At 63.9% G+C, this 21,697-nt stretch carries 23 protein-coding genes; 15 read left to right on the forward strand and 8 right to left on the reverse strand.

Annotated elements, in window-relative coordinates; genetic code table 11:
* Positions 1-101: 101 nt before the first annotated feature.
* Entirely contained in the window at positions 102-1,745 is a 1,644-nt protein-coding gene (locus AAA969_RS06135) for a long-chain-fatty-acid--CoA ligase (protein ID WP_338244691.1), read from the reverse strand.
* A 163-nt stretch (positions 1,746-1,908) separates the two neighbouring features.
* Between AAA969_RS06135 and AAA969_RS06140 the strand changes: the two genes are divergently transcribed.
* The 4 genes from AAA969_RS06140 (at position 1,909) to AAA969_RS06155 (ending at position 7,385) form a co-directional block, all read left to right on the forward strand.
* Positions 1,909-2,898: a threonine/serine dehydratase gene (locus AAA969_RS06140; RefSeq protein WP_338244693.1), complete on the forward strand. Its 990-nt coding sequence runs from the start codon at positions 1,909-1,911 to the stop codon at positions 2,896-2,898.
* A gap of 101 nt (positions 2,899-2,999) precedes the next feature.
* On the forward strand, positions 3,000-3,779 hold the full coding sequence (locus AAA969_RS06145) for a hypothetical protein (RefSeq protein WP_338244695.1): 780 nt from the start codon (positions 3,000-3,002) through the stop codon (positions 3,777-3,779).
* Positions 3,767-6,757, forward strand: a complete 2,991-nt coding sequence (locus tag AAA969_RS06150) for a hypothetical protein (protein WP_338244697.1) — start codon at positions 3,767-3,769, stop codon at positions 6,755-6,757. The genes AAA969_RS06145 and AAA969_RS06150 overlap by 13 nt, the downstream gene beginning before the upstream one ends.
* Positions 6,758-6,938: 181 nt before the next feature.
* A complete protein-coding gene (locus tag AAA969_RS06155; RefSeq protein WP_338244700.1) occupies positions 6,939-7,385 on the forward strand; it encodes a helix-turn-helix domain-containing protein in 447 nt (148 codons plus the stop codon).
* 114 nt (positions 7,386-7,499) lie between these two features.
* Here AAA969_RS06155 and AAA969_RS06160 read toward each other — a convergent pair whose 3' ends face one another.
* Positions 7,500-9,560: a lytic transglycosylase domain-containing protein gene (locus tag AAA969_RS06160; protein ID WP_338244703.1), complete on the reverse strand. Its 2,061-nt coding sequence runs from the start codon at positions 9,558-9,560 to the stop codon at positions 7,500-7,502.
* 145 nt (positions 9,561-9,705) lie between these two features.
* Between AAA969_RS06160 and dapA the strand changes: the two genes are divergently transcribed.
* Both dapA and smpB read left to right on the forward strand, forming a co-directional pair.
* Positions 9,706-10,587 carry a 4-hydroxy-tetrahydrodipicolinate synthase gene (dapA, locus tag AAA969_RS06165; protein ID WP_338244705.1) on the forward strand — a complete coding sequence of 294 codons (882 nt, stop codon included), beginning with the start codon at positions 9,706-9,708 and terminating at the stop codon, positions 10,585-10,587.
* Between the two features lie 11 nt (positions 10,588-10,598).
* The gene (gene smpB / locus AAA969_RS06170; protein ID WP_338244707.1) at positions 10,599-11,069 is read left to right on the forward strand and encodes an SsrA-binding protein SmpB; all 471 of its coding nucleotides are present in this window, start codon (positions 10,599-10,601) and stop codon (positions 11,067-11,069) included.
* On the opposite strand, the gene AAA969_RS06175 is transcribed toward smpB, so the two are convergent.
* The 6 genes from AAA969_RS06175 to AAA969_RS06200 form a co-directional block, all read right to left on the reverse strand.
* Entirely contained in the window at positions 11,060-11,422 is a 363-nt protein-coding gene (locus tag AAA969_RS06175; protein WP_338244709.1) for a hypothetical protein, read from the reverse strand. The two genes, smpB and AAA969_RS06175, sit on opposite strands and share 10 nt — an antisense overlap.
* Positions 11,423-11,506: 84 nt before the next feature.
* The gene (locus AAA969_RS06180; protein WP_338244710.1) at positions 11,507-11,839 is read right to left on the reverse strand and encodes a hypothetical protein; all 333 of its coding nucleotides are present in this window, start codon (positions 11,837-11,839) and stop codon (positions 11,507-11,509) included.
* A 28-nt stretch (positions 11,840-11,867) separates the two neighbouring features.
* Positions 11,868-12,089, reverse strand: coding sequence for a hypothetical protein (locus tag AAA969_RS06185; RefSeq protein ID WP_338244712.1), 222 nt, complete (start codon positions 12,087-12,089; stop codon positions 11,868-11,870).
* A gap of 159 nt (positions 12,090-12,248) precedes the next feature.
* Complete coding sequence (locus AAA969_RS06190; RefSeq protein WP_338244714.1) at positions 12,249-13,247, reverse strand: GlxA family transcriptional regulator; 999 nt, start codon at positions 13,245-13,247, stop codon at positions 12,249-12,251.
* A 219-nt stretch (positions 13,248-13,466) separates the two neighbouring features.
* The gene (locus AAA969_RS06195) at positions 13,467-14,126 is read right to left on the reverse strand and encodes a uracil-DNA glycosylase (RefSeq protein WP_338244716.1); all 660 of its coding nucleotides are present in this window, start codon (positions 14,124-14,126) and stop codon (positions 13,467-13,469) included.
* On the reverse strand, positions 14,123-14,662 hold the full coding sequence (locus AAA969_RS06200) for an NYN domain-containing protein (RefSeq protein ID WP_338244719.1): 540 nt from the start codon (positions 14,660-14,662) through the stop codon (positions 14,123-14,125). The genes AAA969_RS06195 and AAA969_RS06200 overlap by 4 nt, the downstream gene beginning before the upstream one ends.
* Positions 14,663-14,684: 22 nt before the next feature.
* Here AAA969_RS06200 and folK point away from each other — a divergent pair, with 22 nt between their 5' ends.
* The 9 genes from folK to era all read left to right on the forward strand — a co-directional run bounded on the left by folK (position 14,685) and on the right by era (position 21,680).
* Positions 14,685-15,212 (forward strand): 2-amino-4-hydroxy-6-hydroxymethyldihydropteridine diphosphokinase, encoded by a 528-nt coding sequence (folK, locus tag AAA969_RS06205; RefSeq protein WP_338244721.1) that lies wholly within the window; start codon positions 14,685-14,687, stop codon positions 15,210-15,212.
* Between the two features lie 93 nt (positions 15,213-15,305).
* The gene (gene rpoZ / locus AAA969_RS15075; RefSeq protein WP_425324992.1) at positions 15,306-15,677 is read left to right on the forward strand and encodes a DNA-directed RNA polymerase subunit omega; all 372 of its coding nucleotides are present in this window, start codon (positions 15,306-15,308) and stop codon (positions 15,675-15,677) included.
* 72 nt (positions 15,678-15,749) lie between these two features.
* Positions 15,750-17,915, forward strand: a complete 2,166-nt coding sequence (locus AAA969_RS06215; RefSeq protein ID WP_338244723.1) for a RelA/SpoT family protein — start codon at positions 15,750-15,752, stop codon at positions 17,913-17,915.
* Positions 17,912-18,496, forward strand: a complete 585-nt coding sequence (gene pyrE / locus AAA969_RS06220; RefSeq protein ID WP_338244725.1) for an orotate phosphoribosyltransferase — start codon at positions 17,912-17,914, stop codon at positions 18,494-18,496. The genes AAA969_RS06215 and pyrE overlap by 4 nt, the downstream gene beginning before the upstream one ends.
* A 31-nt stretch (positions 18,497-18,527) precedes the next feature.
* The gene (locus AAA969_RS06225; protein WP_338244727.1) at positions 18,528-19,277 is read left to right on the forward strand and encodes a pyridoxine 5'-phosphate synthase; all 750 of its coding nucleotides are present in this window, start codon (positions 18,528-18,530) and stop codon (positions 19,275-19,277) included.
* On the forward strand, positions 19,274-19,639 hold the full coding sequence (locus tag AAA969_RS06230; RefSeq protein WP_338244729.1) for a hypothetical protein: 366 nt from the start codon (positions 19,274-19,276) through the stop codon (positions 19,637-19,639). The genes AAA969_RS06225 and AAA969_RS06230 overlap by 4 nt, the downstream gene beginning before the upstream one ends.
* Positions 19,636-20,064: a holo-ACP synthase gene (acpS, locus tag AAA969_RS06235; RefSeq protein WP_338244731.1), complete on the forward strand. Its 429-nt coding sequence runs from the start codon at positions 19,636-19,638 to the stop codon at positions 20,062-20,064. Before AAA969_RS06230 ends, acpS begins: the two co-directional genes overlap by 4 nt.
* Positions 20,057-20,743: a ribonuclease III gene (rnc, locus tag AAA969_RS06240; RefSeq protein WP_338244733.1), complete on the forward strand. Its 687-nt coding sequence runs from the start codon at positions 20,057-20,059 to the stop codon at positions 20,741-20,743. The genes acpS and rnc overlap by 8 nt, the downstream gene beginning before the upstream one ends.
* Positions 20,736-21,680 (forward strand): GTPase Era, encoded by a 945-nt coding sequence (era, locus tag AAA969_RS06245; RefSeq protein WP_338244735.1) that lies wholly within the window; start codon positions 20,736-20,738, stop codon positions 21,678-21,680. The genes rnc and era overlap by 8 nt, the downstream gene beginning before the upstream one ends.
* Positions 21,681-21,697: the final 17 nt, after the last annotated feature.

The following is a 21,697-nucleotide window of genomic DNA, read 5'->3' on the forward strand; positions in this document are numbered from 1 at the left end:
ACGAGGGGGGATTAAACCGATTTAAGTCCCGGGTCAGATTGCCTCCACGAAAAAGCCCCGGCCGATGGGCCGGGGCTTGATCATTTCGGCTTTGTTGGCACTTACGCGTCGACGGTCGGGAACTCATAATCCTTGTAGATTTCCCGCAGTTTGGTCTTGAGGATCTTGCCGGTCGCGCCGATCGGCATTTCCTCGATGAACTCGACCGCGTCAGGCAGCCACCATTTCGGCACCTCGCCACGCAGATACTCGATGATCGAGGCCCCGTCCGGCTCGGCGCCCGGCTTGAGCTGGACGACAAGAAGCGGGCGCTCCTGCCATTTCGGGTGCGGCATGCCGACGGCGGCCGCCATACCGACCGAGGGATGACCCATGGCGGCGTTTTCCAGATCGATCGAGGAAATCCACTCGCCGCCGGTCTTGATGACGTCCTTGGAGCGGTCTGTGATGGTCATGAAGCCATTGCCGTCGAGATGGGCGACATCGCCGGTCTCGAACCAGCCATCATCGGTGAAACTTTCCGCGCCGGCGCCGCGGTAATAGCCCGACGCGATCCAAGGTCCGCGGACCTGGACATGGCCGGAGGACTTGCCGTCCCAGGGCAGTTCCTTGCCTTCATCGTCGACGATGCGCATGCCGACGCCAAAGACGAGACGGCCCTGCTTGAGCTTGACCTTGATGATCTCCTCGCGATCGAGGCCGTCATGCTTGGGCAGCAGCGCGTTGACCGTGCCCAGCGGGCTCATCTCGGTCATGCCCCAGCCTTGCTGCATGACGACGCCATACTTGTCCTCATAGGCGCGCAGCAGCGCTTCCGGCAGGGCCGAGCCGCCGATCAGCACGCGCTCGACCGTGTCGATGCGCTTGCCCTCGGCTTCAAGATAGTTGAGCAGTCCAAGCCAGACGGTCGGGACGCCGGCGACGTAATTGACCTTCTCGCTTTCGATCAGCTCGTGAATGCTGGCGCCATCCATCTGCGCGCCCGGCATGATCAGCTTGGCGCCGTTCATCGGCGCCGCGTACGGAATGCCCCAGGCATTGACGTGGAACATCGGCACGACCGGCATGATATTGCCGCGGGCGCCGACACCGATCACATCCGCGGCGGCGCAGGCCATGGCGTGCAGCACGTTGGAGCGGTGCGAATAGAGCACGCCCTTGGGATCACCCGTGGTGCCGGAGGTGTAGCACAGGCCGGCGGCCGCATATTCGTCGAAGACCGGCCAGTCGAACGCCGCCGGATGCTCGGCGATCAGTTCCTCGTAGGACTTGCACTTGGTCTGCACCGAATCGAGATGGCTCTTGTCCGACAGCAGGACCCAGTTCTTGACCGATTTGCAGGCCTTGGAGATCGCATCGACCAGCGGCGCAAACTGCTTGTCGAAGAACACCGTCTTCGACTGGGCGTGGTCGAGCATCCAGATCAGCTGTTTCGGATCAAGGCGCGGATTGACCGTGTGGACCACAGCGCCGATGCCGGAGATCCCGTAATAGAGTTCGAAATGGCGGTGCGAATTCCAGGCGATGGTCGCGACGCGGTCGCCTTCGCGAATCTTGAGCTTCTTCTGCAGGGCATTGGCCAGCTGCTGTGTCCGCTCATACGTTTTCGCGTAGGTCTGGCGGTGTATCTGTCTGCTTTCCGGCAGACGCGTCACGATCTCCTGATCGCCATGGCATTTTGCTGCGTGGACCAGAATGTCCGAGATCATCAACGGACAGTCCATCATGTGTGCGCGCAAAGTCATGTATTTCCCCTAAAAATCAACCGTTGCTTCGTGTTTGTGTTTTGCCAATCAAACGGTCTATCGCGCCACGGCGCAATCCCTTTGCTCAACCGGACTGAATTGCTTATGCGTTTTCGACAAATATGGCGTCGTTTTTCACGCCGTCCAGTGCCGGAGTGAGCCCGTGACCCATCGAGTAGACCTGCCCACCTACGCCAACATTGTGGACGCGGCGCAACGGCTCGCCGGTCACGCTGTCCATACCCCGCTCCTGCTTAATGACCGCCTCGACGCCGAACTCGGAGCGCGGCTTTTCGTCAAGGCGGAATGCCTGCAGCGCACCGGATCCTTCAAGTTTCGCGGTGCCTTCAACCGAATCTCCCGCCTCACGGATGCGGAGAAGGTCCGGGGTGTTCTGGCTTATTCGTCGGGCAATCATGCCCAGGGGGTCGCGGCCGCGGCGAGGCTCAACGGCACCACTGCAAAGATCTTGATGCCGGCCGATGCCCCGCGCTCCAAGGTCGACGGCGTGCATTTCTGGGGCGGGGAGGTCGTCACCTATGACCGCGCCAGCCAAAGCCGTGAGGCCATGGGCCAGGCGATTGCCGAAGCGGAAGGCCGGATTCTGGTCCCGCCCTATGAGGACCCGTTTATCATCGCGGGACAGGGCACCGCCGGCCTCGAAGCGGCCGGGCAGATAAAGGCCGTGGGCGAGGTCGCGGATATCGTCGTCTGCTGCGCCGGTGGCGGCGGCTTGATCGCCGGCGTCGGGCTGGCCATGCGCGAGGCTTTTCCGGACATCGAGATCTGGGCCGCCGAGCCGGACGGCTTTGATGATCACAGGCGCTCGCTCGCCAGTGGTCGCCGCGAGACCAATGAGCGACTGACCGGCTCGATCTGCGACGCGATCATCACGCCAACGCCGGGTGAGCTGACCTGGGCGCTGAACGCGACCCAGCTGACCGGTGGTGCCGCCATCACTGACGATGAGGCGCTTGACGCCATGGCGACGGCCTGGCGCCATCTCAAGGTTGTGGTCGAGCCGGGGGGTGTGGCTGCGCTGGCCGCTGTCCTGTCCGGCAAGATCGACATCGCCGGAAAGACGGTTTGCGTGATTGCGACCGGCGGCAATGTCGACGCCGATTTATTCCGGAAGGCCCTTCAGCGGGGCTGAGCGCGGGCCCTCTCACACAATGCCCAGGGCGAGCCTCGCGTTTGCGTTGCCGGGCTTGCATTTGCTTGTTAACTTCTCCTGTCAGGAGAGGCCACACGCTGATGTCCAGATCAGGTCCTGCCCGTTGGGGATGCGTTGCAATAGCGGTCCTGGCCGCGCCATCGACCGTTTTGGCCCAGCCGCCCCTTGATGATCGGGCGCCGGAAGAAGCCGCCCCTCAGGACGTCGAGCTTCGGAACCCGCAGACCGGAGACGAGCTGCCGGATGACCCGTCCGCGACCGAGACGCCGTTGAGTGATGTCGAGCTTGGCATCCTCGCGGATATCCGGGCCGCCGGGCCGATCGAGCCCGCCACCGACCGTCCTTGCAGCTTCGGGGTCTACGGGCCGCCACTCAATGTTCGCGATCCCAACCTGGCCGTGTCCGGGGTCGAGATATTTGATCCGTGCGGGCTCCGCTTTACGGACCTGTCGGGGCTCTGGGCGTTGTCGGGAAGCTTTCAGGTGATCGCCTATCATGAGCGCCGGGGCGGTGGGCTGAGCATGCGCTTCACGCATATTGACCCCGACAATGACTACTACCGGATCTGGGGCTACATGTTCGGCGATGACTGGTACCGCGGCGTCATCGCGCCGGACGCGGTGGAGCTGCTCGCGATCGCGCGCTATCCCGAGTCCATGCGCGAGGTTTGTCCGGACGACTGGGAGACCCCGTTTCCGGTTCATTCCATCCATCTCGGATACGCCCCCACGGGTCAGGTCACGATAACGGGCAGCCGGATCCGCAACACGCTCTCCCCGCAATGCGAAATGACCTATCTGGACACGGTTGTGGATTCCTTCGCCCGCGTTGAACCGGGAGTGCGCGAATGGACCGACTGAGCCGTCATGTGACGCCGCGTCGAGCCGGCCTGGCCGCGCTTGTCGTGCTGATCCTTGTCGTGATGCTGGTGTGGCTGCGTGGCGACAGCCGGCAGGCGGAACAGCGCGACATCCTCGAGCTCCTGCGGGCCGTCGAGGCCGATTACGCGCTGCCGGGCCTGACGGTCGCAGAGGCAGCGCCGGTTCTCGGCTCGCCGGACGCCAGTCTGGATTTCGTGCGCGACGGGGTCTGGCTGCAATTCTATGGCGGTCGGGCCCTGACGCCGGACGATGTTCTGGTCCTGCGGGGCGCCAATTCTGCCGACAAGGCGATGCTGCTCGCTGCGCTGATCAGCGCGCAGGACGTGTCTGTCCGACTGGTCAGCGCAGCATGGCCGGACGCTGAGCCGATCTTGGGGCAGGTCACGTCGGACCGCCGCGAAAGCCTGTCCCGGCTTTATGCCGCGCTCGAGGTGGACGAGGAGCGGGCGCGCGCCGAGACCGTCGAGGCGGCCCGCGCCATCCCCGCTCGTCTGGAGGACGGGTTTTCGGCTGCGCAAGCGCTGCTGGCCCGATATTGGGCGGGTGATCCGGTCCCGGCGCCGGACCGCGCAGCCCAGGCCTGGGTCTGGCTGGAATACCGGTCGGGCAATGACTGGGTGGTGGCAGACCCTGTCTTTCCGGACCTTCCGCGACCGGCCGATGCGCGACCCTATATTGACCCGGGCCTGACCCCGACCGAGCTCGCGGTGGATCTGGTCACGACCGGTGGCGCTCGCCAACGCCTGATCGACTGGTCTGGCCGGATGATCGACGAGCCGGTTCTGAGCTTTCTGCCATCGGCCGAGCTACGGGCCTTTCTTGACAGCGCGCCCGTTGAGATCAGCGTTCCGGCCTGGCGCCCGGTCATTACCGGCAGCGCTGGTGCGGCTGCGGGGCTGGGTTTTTCAACCGGTGGGGACCTTCTGCCGGTGCCCGAGAGTGGGCCGCTCGATCTGTCCGGTGGCCTGCCGCCACCTCCAGCGATCGGCTCTGCCGAGCTTGTTGCCGTCGACACCCAGGCCTGGCCCGAGGTCGCGCTGAGAGTTCAGACCGATACGCCGGATGGCGCGCTCTGGTATGCCCCGCACCTCCATCTGGAGATCGACGGCGTTGCCGTCACGCCCCGTATCTTCGCCCAGCCGCGACAGTCGCCGGAACTTGTCATCATAACCGACGTGTCGCCCTCGATGATCGATGACGGGTCCATCTTCTCGGCAGGCCTGTTGGGACGAGCCCTGGTCGAGGCGATGGGACGACGTGACCGTTTTGTCGCCGTATCGGCGGCCGCTGAGCCGCGTCTGGCAGCGCCCAGTCAGCTCTATTTTGGTCGCCGGGATGCGGTTCTGGCGTATAATTCCGGCTTGTTGATCCGCGAGGGTGACGACCTTCCGGCGGCGCTCCGGTTTGCCGCCGCGCAGGCCGCTCGGGATGCGGTTTTTCTGGTCATGACGGACGGCCGGCTGGGCGCGGATGAGGCCGGTTTTCTGGCCGCGATCGAGGCTCTGCCGGGCCGCGTGTTCGGCGTCGTGCCGGAAGGCGAGACGGATCGGTTCCAGCGGGTGTTTGACCGGGTCTGGGCCTTGCCGCCGGACGACCGTCCGTCACTGACGGCAGCCTCGATCCGACAGGCGTTCGGCACCGAGCTGGATGTGCGCTTTACCGCCCCGGCGGGCGAGTCGGGGGACATCCAGGCGCTCGACCTGACGCTCGGTGATCGCGGCGTCGCGGTAGCCGGTGAGTATGCCGTGCCGGATGCTGTCGTCGGCCTGCCGGCCCGACTGGAGGTTCAGCTGGCGCGCGGTGGCCGTCCGCTTGGCCAGAGGCGCACACTGGTCGAGCTTGGTGGTGACGATGTTCAGGATCAGCTGCTCGGCAGCCGGGCAATCTTTCTCGCCGGCGGGCAGTTCGCGCCGTCGGCCCTGCGCCGCCGCTATTTCGCCGAGTGGCGGGTTGAGCTTGAAACCCGGCTTGCGCGGGAGGCTGAGACCGAACAGCCCGTTCCGGCCCCGGCAGGACCAAGCTTTGAGGCCGTGGCCAGCGCCAACCAGCTCATCGGACAGGTGGACCGTCTGCTTGGCGAGCCGGCTCGCCGGTTCGACCCGGTCGCGTCGGTCCGGACCGCTTATGTCGATATTAGGGGCACGGACACCGCTGATATCGTGCGCAGTCTTGATATCCTGCATGATGGTGATGCCCGCCACGCTAATGGGACCGTCTCACCGCGTCTCGGCCTGGCACTGGCGACGGTCGAGGCGTGGTCATTGGGCGGGGAGGGCGTCAATACACGGCTCGCCGACAGCCCGTCTGTCACGGTGATCAATCCGGCGACCGAGATTCCCGGCGATTGGCCGGCCGCTGTGACGCGGACCCTGGCCGAGAAGGGGGGCACGCTGCTCGCCACCGAAACCGGCCAAGCCGGATGGCTGATCCAGCCGTCGGGGCATTTGCAGGCGCGGCTGTTTGGTCCCGACGCCAAGGGCGCGCGCGCCCGGGAAGCCATCGCGGAATTCGCTCGCATCCGGAAAATGCTGACCGTGCTCGGCATTGGCGCCAGCGGGGTCGGTTCTCCGCTCGGCGTGAGCGGGGCCCAGCTCGGCGGGATTGTCGGCTTGCTCGACACGGATCTTCGGCTCTGGTGCTTCTCCACCGTCATGCTCGGCTTTGTCACGGATGCCATCGAAACCGGCGAATTCGAGGACGACGCCTATGCCCAGGCAGCTGAAGGCTGCGAGATCGATCCGGAGAATCTCCAGGCTGCCTACTACGCCGGTTTCGCCCAAGGCTATATCACCGGACGGTGGGGTGACCGGGCGACTGACGCTGTCAAGGGCCTTGCCGGCGGCTCGCTGCCGGCGGTAACCGAGATGTTGGTCAATACCGACGCGGGCGCGCTCATCGAGCTGAGCGGTATCGGTTCGCCAATCGGTGAGGCCCTGCGCAATGTTGTCTACGACTGATTGAAGCTGCTGGAGTGACGCGCTAGTCCTGTCTCAGGGCAATTTTTGGGGCTTTATCGCGGAGATGGCGGCTGCCTGGCGTCGAGCTGGCGTGTCTTTGGCGCAGGCCTGGCGTGGAAGGCCTTGGCGCATTCTGGTTCCTCGGACCCATCACTCAAGCCGAGCCACCCAGGAGACTTTCATGGCTTTCAAGACAGACGCCGCCAAAATCAGACGTTGGCGGGATGAGCGGCACTGGTCGCAGGAACACCTGGCCGAATTGGCCGGTATCGGTCTGAGGACCGTACAGCGGATCGAGAACGGTGATCCCGCCTCGCGGGAATCGCTGATGGCGCTGGCGGCGGCCTTCGACGTCGATGCCATGGCCCTGTGTGTCGACCCCGATGTCGAGGCAACGGATCGGGTGCGCGAAAAGAACAGGCGCGTCCGGGAGGGGCTTCGCCTTTCCTTGTGGATCCACTTGGCAAGCTATGGGCTTGGCATGGTCATCTTCGCGGGTATCGGCCTCGGGATGGGCGATGGACGGATCATGCTCTGGCCTGCGATCTGGTGGACCGTCGGCGCGGTTGCCCATGTTGCTACTGTCGTGATTGTGGACCGGGCCACCCGCTATATCGAGCAAGGCTAGCCGCACTTCGGTTTGCGGTCCTGAGCGGTCTTGCCCGGTTCTGACTGGTTCTGACCGGTCGCGGCCAGTCTCGGGCCGATCCGGCGTGACCGCGCCGGATCGGCCCGAAGACCGCTATTCCTCCGGATCCACCATCACCCGGACCGGCATTGAGCCGCGCAGCAAATCGTCTTCGATCAGGAGCGGGACCGCGGCGTCGTCATTCAGGCGTGAGCGATAGACCTGCAGGTTTTCCATCACGCGCTGGACGTAGTTGCGGGTCTCCGAGAAGGGGATGCTTTCCACCCAGTCAACCGGATCGACATCCGGGTCGCGCGGATCACCATAATCCTCGATCCAGCGATTGGCGCGATGCGAGCCGGCATTGTAGGCCGCGAGGGCAAGCACATAGGAGCCGTCGAAATCATCCACCACTTCGGCCAGATGGTGCATGGCCAGCATGAGGTTGTAATCGAGATCATCGGTCAGCCAGCTGAACCGGTATTCTTCGCCAAGCTGTCGCGCGGTTTCCCGGGCGGTCGCCGGCATGAGCTGCATCATCCCGCGCGCGCCTGCACCGGAAACCGCGTGCTGTCCGAACTCTGTTTCCTGGCGGATGATGGAGTGTACCAGAGCATCCTCCGGACGCTGGGCGCGGACATTGGTCTGGGCCGGCAGATGGATGGTCGGGTAGGCGCTTTGGGGCAGGATGATGCCACGCAAGCGGGCCGCCTTTGCCGCCCGGACTGACTGGCGCAGGAAGAGGTAATTGCTGGCGAGGCGCGATAGCAGCACGGCTTCCTGCGGGTCGGTCAGCTGGTCATCGAGCCGGTAGCTGAACAGGCGGAAGTAATATTCCTCATTCTGTTCCGCCAGCAGGCGCATGGCGCGAACCAGGGGCCGGGCCTCGAAGCGGATCACAGCCTCCGGTGTCGGTTCGGGCTCGCGCTCAAGGGCCAGCTGCCGACCGGTCCCGGTGATCTGGGTCAGCGCGATCTGGCCGTAATAGGCGGTCGAGTGCTGACCGGCCTCGGCATAGAGCGCGGCGGCCTCGTCCGGCCGGCCGAGTGTGTCGAGGGCGCGCGCCATCCAGTACGAGCCGCGCGACTGGCTCACCGGCGTCGAGACATTGTCCCGCAGGCGGGTGAAATGCGCGAGGGCGTCCTCGGGTCGATCGAGATGAACCAGGGCGAGCCAGCCGGCCATGAATTCGGCATCGGCGAAATCGGCGCCGGCATTCAGTCCGTGAGCGCGGGCGAGCTGATAGGCCGTGCCGTAGTCACGATCGCGGATCAGCGTGAGGATCATCAGCTTGCGCTCGGTCCACATCAGTTCCAGCGCGGTGACGTCGGCATAGCTGTCGGGCAATTGCAGCAGAAGCGGCAGCGTGCTGTCGCTCATTCCTGACCGGCGACGCCATCGCGCGCGCTCGAAAATCAGGCCGGGATCATTCGACAGGCTCGCCGGGATCCGGTCGACCGCCCGGTCGACCCCGCTCTGGCGGCCGGCCAGCCGCAGGCGCGCATCCGCCAGATTGCGATTATTGCCGGACAGGAGCGGCAGGATGCGGCGGGCGAGGGTGCGTTGATCCGACCAGATCAGATAGTCGATGCGGGCCATGTGGTCGTCTTCGGTGAAGAAGTCGCTATGGCGCTGATAGGTCTCGCTTTGCACCGTGGAGGCCAGGCGGCCCGAGCGCCAGGTGTCACGCAGCAGGGTTTCGCCTTCGACGATCCGGCCGACCTCGATCAAGGCCTCGGCAAAACTGACCCGACCGCGTCCGGTCGTCGGCGGGTTGTCTTCAAACCAGGTCACGATGAAGGGCGCTGTCAGGCCCGACCCGTCAATCTTCGATTCCGCTTCCGAGCGGATGAAGCTGTCACGCGGCCAATTGTCGAGCTCGGTCAAAGCGAGATCGAGCTCCAAAAAGCTCGAGCGGGGATCGTTGAGCGCAATGCGCCACAACAGGATGTCGCGGGCGGCCGTATCGGTCAGCTCCAGACGTAGCTCGCGGACCCGGTCCCAGTCCTCGTCGTCGGCCGCATCCAGGCCCTCCCGGAAACGGGTGAAATCCGCGTCTGACAGGAATTGCGAAAAATTCAACGGTTCCGGACGGATGCGCGGCGCGGGTATCTGCGCCTGCACAGGAACGGAGACAGCAAGGAGCACAAGCGCGGCGAGGCAACGTGCGATCATGATAACGGGAACACTCTCTGATCGTCTGAATTGCCTATCATCACAGCAAATCCCGGCCCCTGTCCAGACTTGACAAGAAGACTTGGCCCTGTGCGGCGCGGCCGATATGGTCGCGCGCTGATTTGGCCGTATCCGGGAATGAAACATGTTCAAAGGGTCCATCACTGCGCTCGTTACCCCCTTCAAGAACGGGGCCGTTGATGAAGCCGCCGTTATCGCGCTGACGGAGCGTCAGATTGCAGCGGGAACGCACGGCCTGGTGCCCTGCGGAACCACCGGTGAAAGCGCCACCTTGACCTTCGAGGAGCACATGCGTGTCGTCGAGATCGTGGTCGAGACCGCCAAGGGCCGCGTTCCGGTCATTGCAGGGACAGGCTCGAACAATACGGCGGTGGCGATCGAGAACCAGCGCCGCGCCCGCGAACTGGGCGCGGATGCAGGGCTGGTGGTTGCGCCCTACTATAACAAACCGAATGCGGAGGGCCTGTTCCAACACTTCAAGGCCATTCACGACGCCGTCGATCTGCCGATCGTGGTCTACAATGTCCCGGGCCGGACCGTGGTTGATATCCAGCCCGAGACGGTGGCCCGGATCGCCGGGCTCGAACGGGTTGTCGGGGTCAAGGATGCCACGGGCGACACTGCGCGGGTCTCGGCCCATCGTCGCCTTATTGGTGCCGACTTCGTGCAATTGTCCGGTGATGATCCGTCAGCGCTCGGCTTCAATGCGACCGGCGGTGTCGGTGCGATCTCGGTGACCTCGAATGTGGCTCCGGCCTTGTGTGCGGCCTTCCAGGACGCCACATTGACAGGAGACTGGGAAACAGCGCGCGCGCTCAATGACCGCTTGATGCCGCTACACCACGCGCTGTTTACCTCGTCCAGCCCGGGACCGACAAAATACGCCCTGTCCGTGCTGGGTGTGATGAATACCGAATTGCGGCTGCCGCTGACCGAACCGAATGAGGCGTCCAACGCGGCCGTGCGGTCCGCACTCGTCCATGCCGGCCTGCTTGACCGGGCCTGATTGAAAGCGCCATGAGCAAACCCAAGACCGAGACCGGAGCTGTCGCCGTTAACCGGCGCGCCCGCTATGATTACGAGATCGAGGAGACGTTCGAAGCCGGGCTGATGCTGATGGGTTCGGAGGTCAAATCCCTGCGTGAGGGGCGGGCCAATATCGCCGAGAGCTATGTCAGCCCGGAGCGCGAGGGCCTGTGGCTGATCAATGCGGATATCCCGCTCTACGGACCGGCCAACCGGTTCAATCATGAGCCTCGGCGTCACCGCAAACTGCTTCTGAAAGCCAAGGAAATTGCCAAGCTGTCCGGGGCTGCGACCCAGCAGGGGCGAACGATTGTCGCCTTGAGGCTCTATTTCAATGGCCGCGGCCTGGCCAAGCTGCAGATCGGGCTCGCGACCGGCAAGAAGACGGTCGACAAGCGCCAGACGATCAAGGATCGCGAGTGGAACAAGCAGAAGTCGCGCCTGATGAAGACTTACGGCTGACGCAGCATGCCTTCATTGTCGGCCCGGTCGATCGCAGCCCGGTCCTGACGTCTGGATCGGCGGTCCCTGAGTTCGGCAATCATCGCCCGGGCGGTCGACAGGTCGTGTTCGATCCCGCTGCGCCAGACACAATCCAGCTCGTCGGGATCCAGGACGACCTGTTGCGTCTCACCGGTCATGCCGGACCAGTTCAGGGTCAGTCGGGGCTGCTGATAGGTGATGAAGGTCAGGCCCGACACACAGCGTTCGCGGGTTTCGACCGTATAAAGTCCCGGCAGCAGTGGTTCCGCGCGACGGCTGACCGTGATCGGAGCCTTCAGCTCGAGGCGCCTAATGCGGGTTCGGTATTTCATGAGCTTGGCCTTTCGGCGCGACACCCGGCGCCTGCCGATGCAGGGCACCGGCAGGCGTAGGGATGCTGTCAGAGTGACCGGAGATTAGCTGCGGACGGGCTCTTTCTTGCCGTCCGCCTTGCCGGACTCATCGGGATTGATCTGGGATCGCGGCGTGTCTGCCGTTGCCTGGCGGCTGTCCGCTTTGGCACCCTGCTGCTTGTTCTGACCGCTGACCGACTCGGTCTTCTTCGACTTCGCGTCGGCGTCACCGGTCTGGCGCTTGGCCTGGCTCACGGCTTCGTCCAGCGTCGCGTAGTGATGGGAGCCGATATGGAACTGCTTGTCAGAGGAACGCGTGATGCCAAGCTTGGTCATCAGGGCTTCGCTCTCCGCACTGATGGTGCGGGTCTGGGAATTATGGGTTTCGGTCTTCATGATAATCTCCAAGTAAATATAGGGTAAGTCAGGCAGCGGGCTGCTGCTCGAACCACTGGTGAACATCATCTCGTGCAGTCTCTTCCGATACAGACATTCGCGTCTGCACCATGGCGCTGAGTTGCCGTTCATCCTTGATAGTGCTGCAGTCGAAGTTAGTCAGAAATGGCCACTTCAGCTGTGCGCTATGCATCGCGGATTTTTGACGCGATAGTACAGCAGGGCTTTCGCCCCCACGAAATCCAAACATTTTGGAACTCCTGGCAAGCGAGGATTGAGCCTGCTTTTGGATGCAGTAAGCGTCTCGCTTGATTTATTATATATAGAGGAAATTTATAAAAAAGTACAGCGATTAAATAAATCCGAATATATAACCGTCAACATGCCGAATGTTTGAGCGTATTGCGGATCAGCTGCCTTCAACGGCGAAGCGCTCGCGATAGGCCTGCGGTGTCACGCCGATCAGGCGGGCAAAGGAGCGCCGCATGCGCTCGTCATTGCCGAAGCCGGTATGACTGGCGACCGTCTTGATCGAGACATTGGGGTTTTCCAGCATCGCCCGGGCGGCATCGACCCGGAATTGCTCCACCGCGCGGGCCGGCGTCAGGCCTGTATCATCGGTATAGAGACGGGCGAAATTGCGCGCACTCATGCCCGAGCGTTCCGCCAGGGCCTCGACCTTCAGATCGGCCTGGAGATTGTCCTTCATCCAGAAGTGGAGGGCATCGAAGCGACCGGTGACCGATCGTTGCTGCTGTTTGAGCGCTTCGGAGAATTGCGATTGCCCGCCTGGGCGCTTCACGTAAACGAGCAGGGAGCGCGCGAGCTCGAGGGCGAGGTCGCGGCCGTGATCGCGCTCGACCAGGGCCAGTGCCAGATCAATGCCGGCAGTTACGCCTGCCGAGGTCCAGATACGGCCATCCTCGATGAATATCGGATCGGGATCGACGTCGGTATCGGGGCAGTCGTCTGCCAGCTGGTCGCAATGGCGCCAGTGGGTGACCGCCCGCTTGCCCTTCAGCAAGCCCGCGCTCCCCAGCAGGAAGGCACCTGTGCAGGTGGCGGCAATTCGGCCGGCCTTCTCGGCCGATTTCTGGACCGCGTGCACGAAGCGGGTGTCGCGCGTGGCCGCGAATACACCGTCACCCCCGGCGATCATCAGCGTATCGCCTTCGTCCAGCCCGATACCGGCCAGGCGTCGGGTGTTGAGGAGGACGCCTGTATCGGTCTCGACAGGACCGCCATGATGGGATGCGATCGGTGTCGCGTAGGCGGAGCGGCCGAGAAAGGTGTTGGCGTCCTGGAAGACCTGCAGGGGTCCGGTCACGTCCAGCAGTTTGACACCGGGAAAGGTGACAAAGGCGACGCTGCGTTCGGTTTCTTCAGGTTTGGCAGAAAAAGGGAGCATGGCGGTATTCATGCCATCAATGGGAATGGATATCCAGTGGCTGATATCCTGAAACCGGCTAATGGGCCAGTCCCTGCACACCCGTGCGCAATGACGGCAAAAAGGCAATCAGCCGCTATCTAGACGAACCCGGCAGCCGGGCCGGGCGGACCGTCAGCCGGGGCTTGGGGGCACCGGGACGTCAGGCCATCATGGTTAATTGTTCACAGGTGGCAGGATTTAACCGTGGTCGAGATAGGCGCGAATGTCGGCGAAGACTCCGTCGAACATGGCCTGCGTCAGGCGTCCGGTATTCGTGTTGTAGCGCGAGCAGTGATAGCTGTCGAAGAGCCGGACCGGCCCACCGGGGCCGACAAGATCGGCCGTCGCGGCATGCCCGAAGGTCGCGGCCTTCAGCGGCAGGCCGAGCGCGCGCAGGGTGTTGTCGTGGGAAATCTTGCCGAGGCAGAGAATGGCCCGGAGCTGCGACATGGCGGCGATGCGACTGGTGAGATAGGGGCGACAGGCATTGGCCTCTGCACCGACCGGCTTGTTCTCGGGCGGGACACAGCGCACGGCATTGGTGATCATCGCGTCGACGAGTTCGACGCCATCTCCGGCATGACTGGCATAGGTCCCGCGCGAAAACCCGAAGCGGTCGAGCGTCGCGTAGAGGAGATCGCCGGCCCAGTCGCCGGTGAAGGGGCGTCCCGTCCGGTTGGCGCCGCGCAGGCCCGGCGCCAGACCGATGATCAGCAGACGCGCATCCGCTTTCCCGAACGACTCGACCGGGGCGTTGTGCCAGTCGGGATGCTCGGCCGCCGTTTTCTCGCGGAAGGCAACAAGGCGCGGGCAGAGCGGGCAGTCCAGCGGAGCTTCGGGCGGAATGCCTGCGCTCATGAAGCGCCTCCGGAACGACCGATCATCGCCCGCAGGTCGTCGAGCTCGATGAAGGCATCGGCTTCGCGGCGCAGATCGTCGGAAATCATCGACGGGCTGGTCTTCAGCGAGGAGACGACCGAGACCCGCGCGCCCTTCGCCCGGGCGGCGGCCAGCGCGTAGCGGAAGTCACCATCGCCGGTAAAGACGATGATGTGGTCGAGATAGGTAGCGGCCTCCAGCATGTCGACGGCGAGCTCGATATCCATGTCGCCCTTGATCCGGCGACGACCATGATCGTCGGTGTATTCCTTCGCCGGCTTGGTGATCACCGAGAAGCCGTTGTAATCGAGCCAGTCGACCAGTGGTCGCAGCGGGTTATAGTCCTCGTGCTCAAGCAGGGCGGTGTAGTAATTGGCCCGGATCAGCTTGCCGCGCTTGCGAAACTCATCGAGAAGGCGTTTGAAATCGATATCAAAGTCGAGCGCTTTCGTGGTCGAAAAAAGATTGGCGCCGTCAATGAAAAGACCGATGCGTTCGTCGGGATAAAAAGCCATGGAAATATCCTTGGAAGAAACAATGAAGACAGAAAAACCGTCCGATCGCATTTATATAGCGCTCGGCGCCAACCTGTCACACGGGGCGTGTAGCCCGCGCGCGACCCTTGCCCTGGCGCGGCTCGCCCTGACCGAGGCCGGCCTGCCGGTCGTGGCGGCCTCGTCGGACTGGCACAGCCCGGCCTGGCCCGATCCGAGTGATCCGCCTTATGTCAACGCAGTCGTCGAGATCGCCTCGACCGCTTCGGCGCGTGAAATTCTTGATGCCCTGCATACGATCGAGGCCCGGTTTGGGCGCGAGCGTGGCGTCCGCAACGCCCCGCGGCCACTGGACCTCGACCTGATCGACTGCCGCGGTGAGCGGATTGAAGCCGAAGATGGCCTGGTCGTCCCTCATCCGCGGGCAACAGGGCGGGCTTTCGTTCTGCTGCCACTGGCCGAGATTGCGCCGGGGTGGACCGATCCCGTGAGCGCCCGCACAATCACCGAACTGATCGCTGCGCTCCCGCAGGCGGATCGCAGCGCAACATACGCGCTGCAAGAGGGCTGAAAACTCTCACCCCGCAGCCTTGCTTTTACAGGGGGAGGGCGATAGGTAACGCGGTTCCAAAACCTCTAGCGCTGGTTCAAGGAGATCGCGCGCATGGCTCGCGTCACCGTCGAAGACTGCATTGACAAGATTCCCAATCGTTTCCGTCTGGTCCTGATGGCAGCGCATCGCGCTCGCAACATCTCGGCCGGCTCCGAGCTGACGATTGATCGTGACAACGACAAGAACCCCGTTGTTGCCCTCCGTGAGATCGCCGACGAGACGCTCGACATGGACTCCCTGAAGGACAGCCTGGTCAACGGTCTGCAGCGCGTGCTGCCGAGCGAGGACGAGGAAGAGTCGGCCCGTGAAGAACGTGGCCAGCAACTCGAAGCCCTGCCGGCCCCGCCGGTCGAGCTCGACGAAGCCGAGATGCTCAAGGCACTCCAGAACGACCGGGACGGCGCGCCTGACGGCCGCCTCTAACGCGTCTTGACCTCCGGCGCGACGGCATCAGACCTGGCATCGTCGCCGCCCGCCATACCCAGTGCGGACGAGTTGATAGCGCGTATCCGGCGCTATTTTCCGAAAGTTGACGCCGACTTCGTGCGGCGGGCCTATGACTTCGCCGCGGAGGCCCACCGGCCTCAACGGCGCCAGTCGGGTGAGCCCTATTTCGCGCATGTCGCGCAGGTGGCAATGATCCTGGCCGAATTGCGCATGGATGTCGCGACGGTCTGTACGGGCCTGCTTCACGATACGGTCGAGGATACGCCGGCGACGCTGGAAGACCTGACTGACGCCTTCTCCGAGGAGGTTGCCGGCCTGGTCAATGGCGTGACCAAGCTTGGCCAGATGGAGCTGCGGTCCAAACGCACCAAGCAGGCCGAAAACCTCCAGAAACTCGTCGTCGCGATCTCGGCCGATATCCGCGTCCTGATCGTCAAGCTGTGCGACCGCCTCCACAACATGCGCACGCTCGACGCCATTTCGCGGCAGGACAAGCGCGAACGGATTGCGCTGGAGACGCTCGAGATCTACGCGCCCTTGGCCCGTCGGATCGGCATCAACCGGGTCTGTGTCGAGCTTGAGGACCTGGCGTTCGAGCACCTCAACCCCGCCGCCCACGAATCGATCAATACCCGGCTGAAGCGTTTGCGTGAGCAGCACGCGCAAGACGTTTCGATTGTCTCTGCGGCGATGACCGAGAGCCTGCTTCAGGCGGGCATTGAAGGTCGCATCTTCGGTCGCGAGAAGCGGCCCTACTCGATCTGGCGCAAGCTGGAGCGCAAGGGGCTGACGTTCGAGGAAATTGCCGACATCTATGCCTTCCGCCTGATCGTCGACACGCCGGATAATTGTTATCGTGCGCTGGGTGTCATTCACCAGGCATGGCGCTGCGTGCCCGAACGCTTCCGTGATTTCATTTCCCTGCCCAAGCCCAATAATTATCGCTCCCTGCACACCACGGTGATGGGCCCGAAGAATGTCCGGGTCGAGTTGCAGATCCGCACCGAGGCCATGGAATCGGTGGCTGAAAGCGGCGTTGCTGCGCATTGGCGCTACAAGAACTCCACCTACACCTATGACGCCACGGCTGCCCAGGCGGCGGGAGGCGATCCGCTGGAAAGGCTGCGGCCCTTCGTCGAAATTCTCAACCAGGGCGGTGATCCGGAAGAGTTTCTCGAGCACGCCAAGCTCGAGATGTTTGCCGATCAGGTCTATTGCTTCACGCCCAAGGGCGACCTCATCTCGCTGCCGGTCGGCGCGACACCGCTGGATTTCGCCTACGCCGTCCATACCGAGCTGGGCCACACCACCGTGGCGGCCAAGATCAATGGCCGCGAGCGACCGCTGCGCACGCAATTGCACAATGGCGACGTGGTCGCGATCGTGAAGGGCGGGGTGCGTCATCCGCCGGCAGGCTGGGAAAATCTCGCGGTCACCGGTCGGGCCCGCGCCGCGATCCGCCGCCTGATCCGCGAGAGCGAGCGCGACGAGTTCCACCGGATCGGCAAGATCATGGCCGAGCACGCCTTCCGCCGCGAAGGCCGGACCCTGATCGAGGATGACCTCAAGGACGCGCTGTCACGGCTTGAGATCAAGGATGTCGGCGATCTCTACGAGACCCTGGGCCGTGGACGGATCAGCTCGGGTGATCTGCTCAATGCCGCCTTCCCGGGGCGTCTCGACGAACGGCCCGATACGGTCGGACGTGACCTCATCCAGGATTCCAAGGCGCGCCTTTATGTGCGCGGCCGGGGCCTGACCCAGGGCGTCACCCTGCATTTCGCCGAATGCTGTTCGCCGCTGCCGGGGGACCGCATCGTCGGCCTGCTGCGCAAGGAAAAGGGAATCGAGATCCACACCATCGACTGCGAACGCCTCGCCCAGTTCGAGGAAAGCGGGATGGATGAGTGGCTCGATCTCGCCTGGACTGCCGAGGCCGAGGACAATGCCGTGTCGATGGCGCGGATCCGCGCGGTCATGCACAACGAGCCCGGTGCCCTGGCGGAGATTGCCAAGACGGTGTCGGAAAACCGCGGCAATATCGCCAGCGTCACAACCCGCAACCGCGCGTCGGATTTCTTCGACATGGAATTTGACGTCGAAGTGTTCGATACCCGCCATCTGGCCAACATCCTGGCCGCGATCCGCATGTGCGAGACCGTTGTCTCGGCCGAGCGGGCGCGTGCGTCGACCGAGGAGATCAAAGAATCATGACCCGCGATGAAGTCCTGGACGAATTCCGCGCCGCCGGTGCCCTGCTCGAGGGCCATTTCATCCTGTCGTCCGGTCTGCGCAGCCCGGTCTTCCTGCAAAAGGCGCGCGTCTTCTCCGAACCGGCGCGCACCGAACGTCTGTGCAAGGCATTGGCGGAGAAGGTGAAAGCCCAGCTGCATGACACGCCGACCGTGATTGTGTCGCCGGCTGTGGGCGGAATTGTTCCCGGCTATGAAACCGCCCGCCAAATGGGTCTCAAGGCGCTTTATGTCGAGCGCGAGAATGGCGAGTTCACACTGCGCCGCGGCTTCGAGCTGACCGAACAGGACAAGGTGCTGGTGGTGGAGGACATCGTCACCACCGGTCTGTCGTCGCGCGAATGTATCGAGGCGATCAACAAGACCGGCGCCCGTGTCATCGCCGAGGCCTGCCTGGTCGACCGCTCGGGCGGCGAGGCCGATGTCGGCGTACCGCTGATCGCGCTGACCGAATACAAGGTGCCGGCCTATCCGGCCGATCAATTGCCGCCGGAGCTGGAAGCCATCCCCGCGACCAAGCCGGGCAGCCGCGGCCTCGCCTGAGGCCCTCAGGCAAACACATAGGAGCAGGCCGGTGAGCATTCGTCTCGGCGTCAATATCGATCACGTGGCCACGATCCGGAACGCCCGGGGCGGCGATCATCCGGATCCCGTGCGCGCGGCCCGGCAGGCGTCTGAGGCAGGCGCCGACGGGATCACCGCGCACCTGCGCGAAGACCGTCGCCATATCCGCGACACGGATATCGACCGGCTGATGGCCGAGATCGACCTGCCGCTCAATCTGGAAATGGCGGCAACGCCGGAAATGCTCGACATCGCCCTGCGTCACAAGCCGCATGCGGTCTGCCTGGTGCCGGAAAAGCGCGAGGAGCGCACCACCGAGGGCGGGCTGGATGTCGCCGCCGGTCACAATGTGATCGCGCCCTTTGTGCGTCAGCTGCGCGAGGCCGGCAGCCGCGTCTCGCTCTTCATCGAGCCCGACCCGGTCCAGATCGCCGTCGCCGAAGCCATGGGCGCTGCCGTGGTGGAGCTTCACACCGGCGCCTATTGCGAAGCCTGGCTCGCCGGCGATACGGCCCGGCTCGAGCATCACCTCAAACGCCTCCAGGCGGCCTCCACGATCGCCCATGAGCGCGGGCTAGAAGTCCATGCCGGGCACGGCCTGACCTACGACACCGTCAAACCGATTGCCGCCATCCCGGAAGTGATCGAGCTCAATATCGGCCATTTCCTCATCGGCGAAGCCATCTTCCGCGGCCTGCGCGAAGCGGTCGGGACGATGCGCGGGCTGATCGAGGAAGCGCGGGCGGGGCAGGACTCGTGATCAGTTGGCGTGACATATTCCCTTCCCGCGAAACATGGGCAAGGTTCAGCACTCTTGGAGGTGTCGCGGCGATCCTGATCGCGATTGTGTCCGCTTTGGGTCTGGCGGTTCTGCGATATGGGGCCGAGCAGCTCGCCTGGGCTGGCCTTGCGATCGTTTTGATGGCCTGTTTGTATCTGGTCTGGCGGACCCACTCCTTGGGTTTTTCGGTGACTGGCGCTGTCCTGCTGGTTGGAGTCGCGATGCATTTGGCGTTCGGTACCAATTTCGGCGACATTTTCGTCCAAGTGATTGCTGCCATCTACGTATTGCAGGCGGCTTGGTACGCGCGCTTCCTGCCACAGCGAAAAATGCGACTATGATCATCGGCCTCGGCTCCGACCTGATGGATATTCGGCGTATCGAGAACTCGATCGAACGCTTCGGGGACCGCTTCATCCAGCGTGTCTTCACCGAGATCGAGCAGGCCAAGTCGGACAAGCGGCGGATGCGGGCGGCCAGCTATGCCAAGCGCTTTGCCGCCAAGGAGGCCGGCGCCAAGGCGTTGGGTACCGGGATTGCGCGCGGGGTCTCCTGGAAGGAGATCGGCGTTGTCAATCTGCCCGGCGGCAAGCCGACCTTGGAATTCAAGGGCCGGGCGCTGGAGCGCGCCCTGGCGCTGACCCCGCCCGGCCATGAGCCCTTTGCCCATATCACCATCACCGATGACCATCCCTGGGCCCAGGCTTTTGTCGTGCTGGAAGCGCGGCCGCTGGGTCACCATCTCGACGGGCTCGCTCATGGCTGATCCGATCGCCCAGCTGGAAACCCGGATAGGCTATGTCTTCACCGACAAGAGCCTGATCGAGCGCGCCCTGACCCATGGCAGTTTCGCCGAGGGCCGCAAGACCATCCCGACCTATGAACGGCTCGAATTTCTCGGCGATCGCGTGCTTGGCCTGATGACCGCGGAAGCGCTCTTCAAGTCCTTCGACAAGGCCGATGAAGGCGCCCTCGCGCCACGGCTGAACTCGATGGTCCGCAAGGAGACCTGCGCCGATGTGGCGCGTGCGGTCGATCTCGGCGCGGCGCTGCGGATTGGCCGTTCGGAAGAGAAGGGCGGCGGTCGCAACAAGAATTCCATCCTCGGCGATGCCTGCGAGTCGCTGATGGCGGCGATCTACCTCGATGGCGGCCGCCCGGCGGTCCAGGCCTTCTTTGATCATCATTGGGGGCCGCGCATCGAGGCGCTCAAGGCCAAGCCGCTGGACGGCAAGTCGGCGCTGCAGGAATGGGCCGCGAAGACCGGCCATGGCGTTCCGCGCTATACACTCACCGAACGATCCGGGCCGGATCACCGCCCCGTTTTCACCGTGCAGGTCACGGTCACACCCCTTGCGCCCGAGACGGGCGAGGGCAGTTCCAAGCAGGCGGCCGAGCGGGCCGCCGCCGAGGCGCTGCTGAAACGCGAAGGACAGCATGTCTGATACTCCCAAACGCTGCGGCTTTGTCGCCGTCATCGGTTCGCCCAATGCCGGCAAGTCGACCCTGGTCAATGCGCTGGTCGGCGAGAAGGTCACCATCGTCACCCACAAGGTGCAGACGACCCGCTTCGCCGTGCGCGGCGTGGCGCTGGCCGGTGAGGCCCAGATCGTCCTTGTCGACACGCCCGGCGTGTTCGCGCCCAAGACCCGGCTCGACAAGTCGATGGTGGCGGCGGCCTGGACCGGAGCCGGTGAGGCAGACTCGATCATGCATGTGGTCGATGCCGGCGCCCGTGCCCGCATGGAGCATGGCGGCTCCAAGAGCGGCGATAGCCGCATGGTCGAAGATGATGACCGCGTCACCGAAGGCCTGCGCAAGAGCCAGCAGAAGGCCATTCTCGTGCTCAACAAGGTCGATCTGATGCCGCGCGACCAGCTGCTGGCGATGTCGCAGGACCTCTACGAGACCGGCGTCTATTCCGAAGTCTTCATGATCTCCGCCAAGACCGGCTCTGGCGTGCCGCAGCTGCGCGCCTTTCTCGCCGACCTGATGCCGGAAGGCGTCTGGCACTATCCGGCCGACCAGGTCGCCGACCTGCCGGCCCGGATCCTCGCGGCCGAGATCACCCGCGAGAAAGTCTATCTGCGCCTGCACGAGGAATTGCCCTACGCCTCGATGGTCGAGACCGAGGTCTGGAAGAAGCTGCGCGACGGTTCGCTGCGCATTGAGCAATCCATCATCGTCGAGCGCGAGACCCAGAAACCCATCGTGCTGGGCAAGGGCGGCAGCGCCGTGAAAGCCATCGGCGAAGCCTCCCGCCGCGAACTTGAAGAGGTGCTGGGCTGCAAGGTCCACCTCTTCCTCAATGTGAAAGTCGACGCCAAATGGATGGCGCGGCGCTCGCACTACAAGGATGTGGGTCTGGATTTCGACGTCTGATCGGTGCGCGGCCTGGT

Origin of the sequence: Maricaulis maris, assembly GCF_036322705.1 — a bacterium.
Taxonomy (GTDB): domain Bacteria; phylum Pseudomonadota; class Alphaproteobacteria; order Caulobacterales; family Maricaulaceae; genus Maricaulis; species Maricaulis maris_B.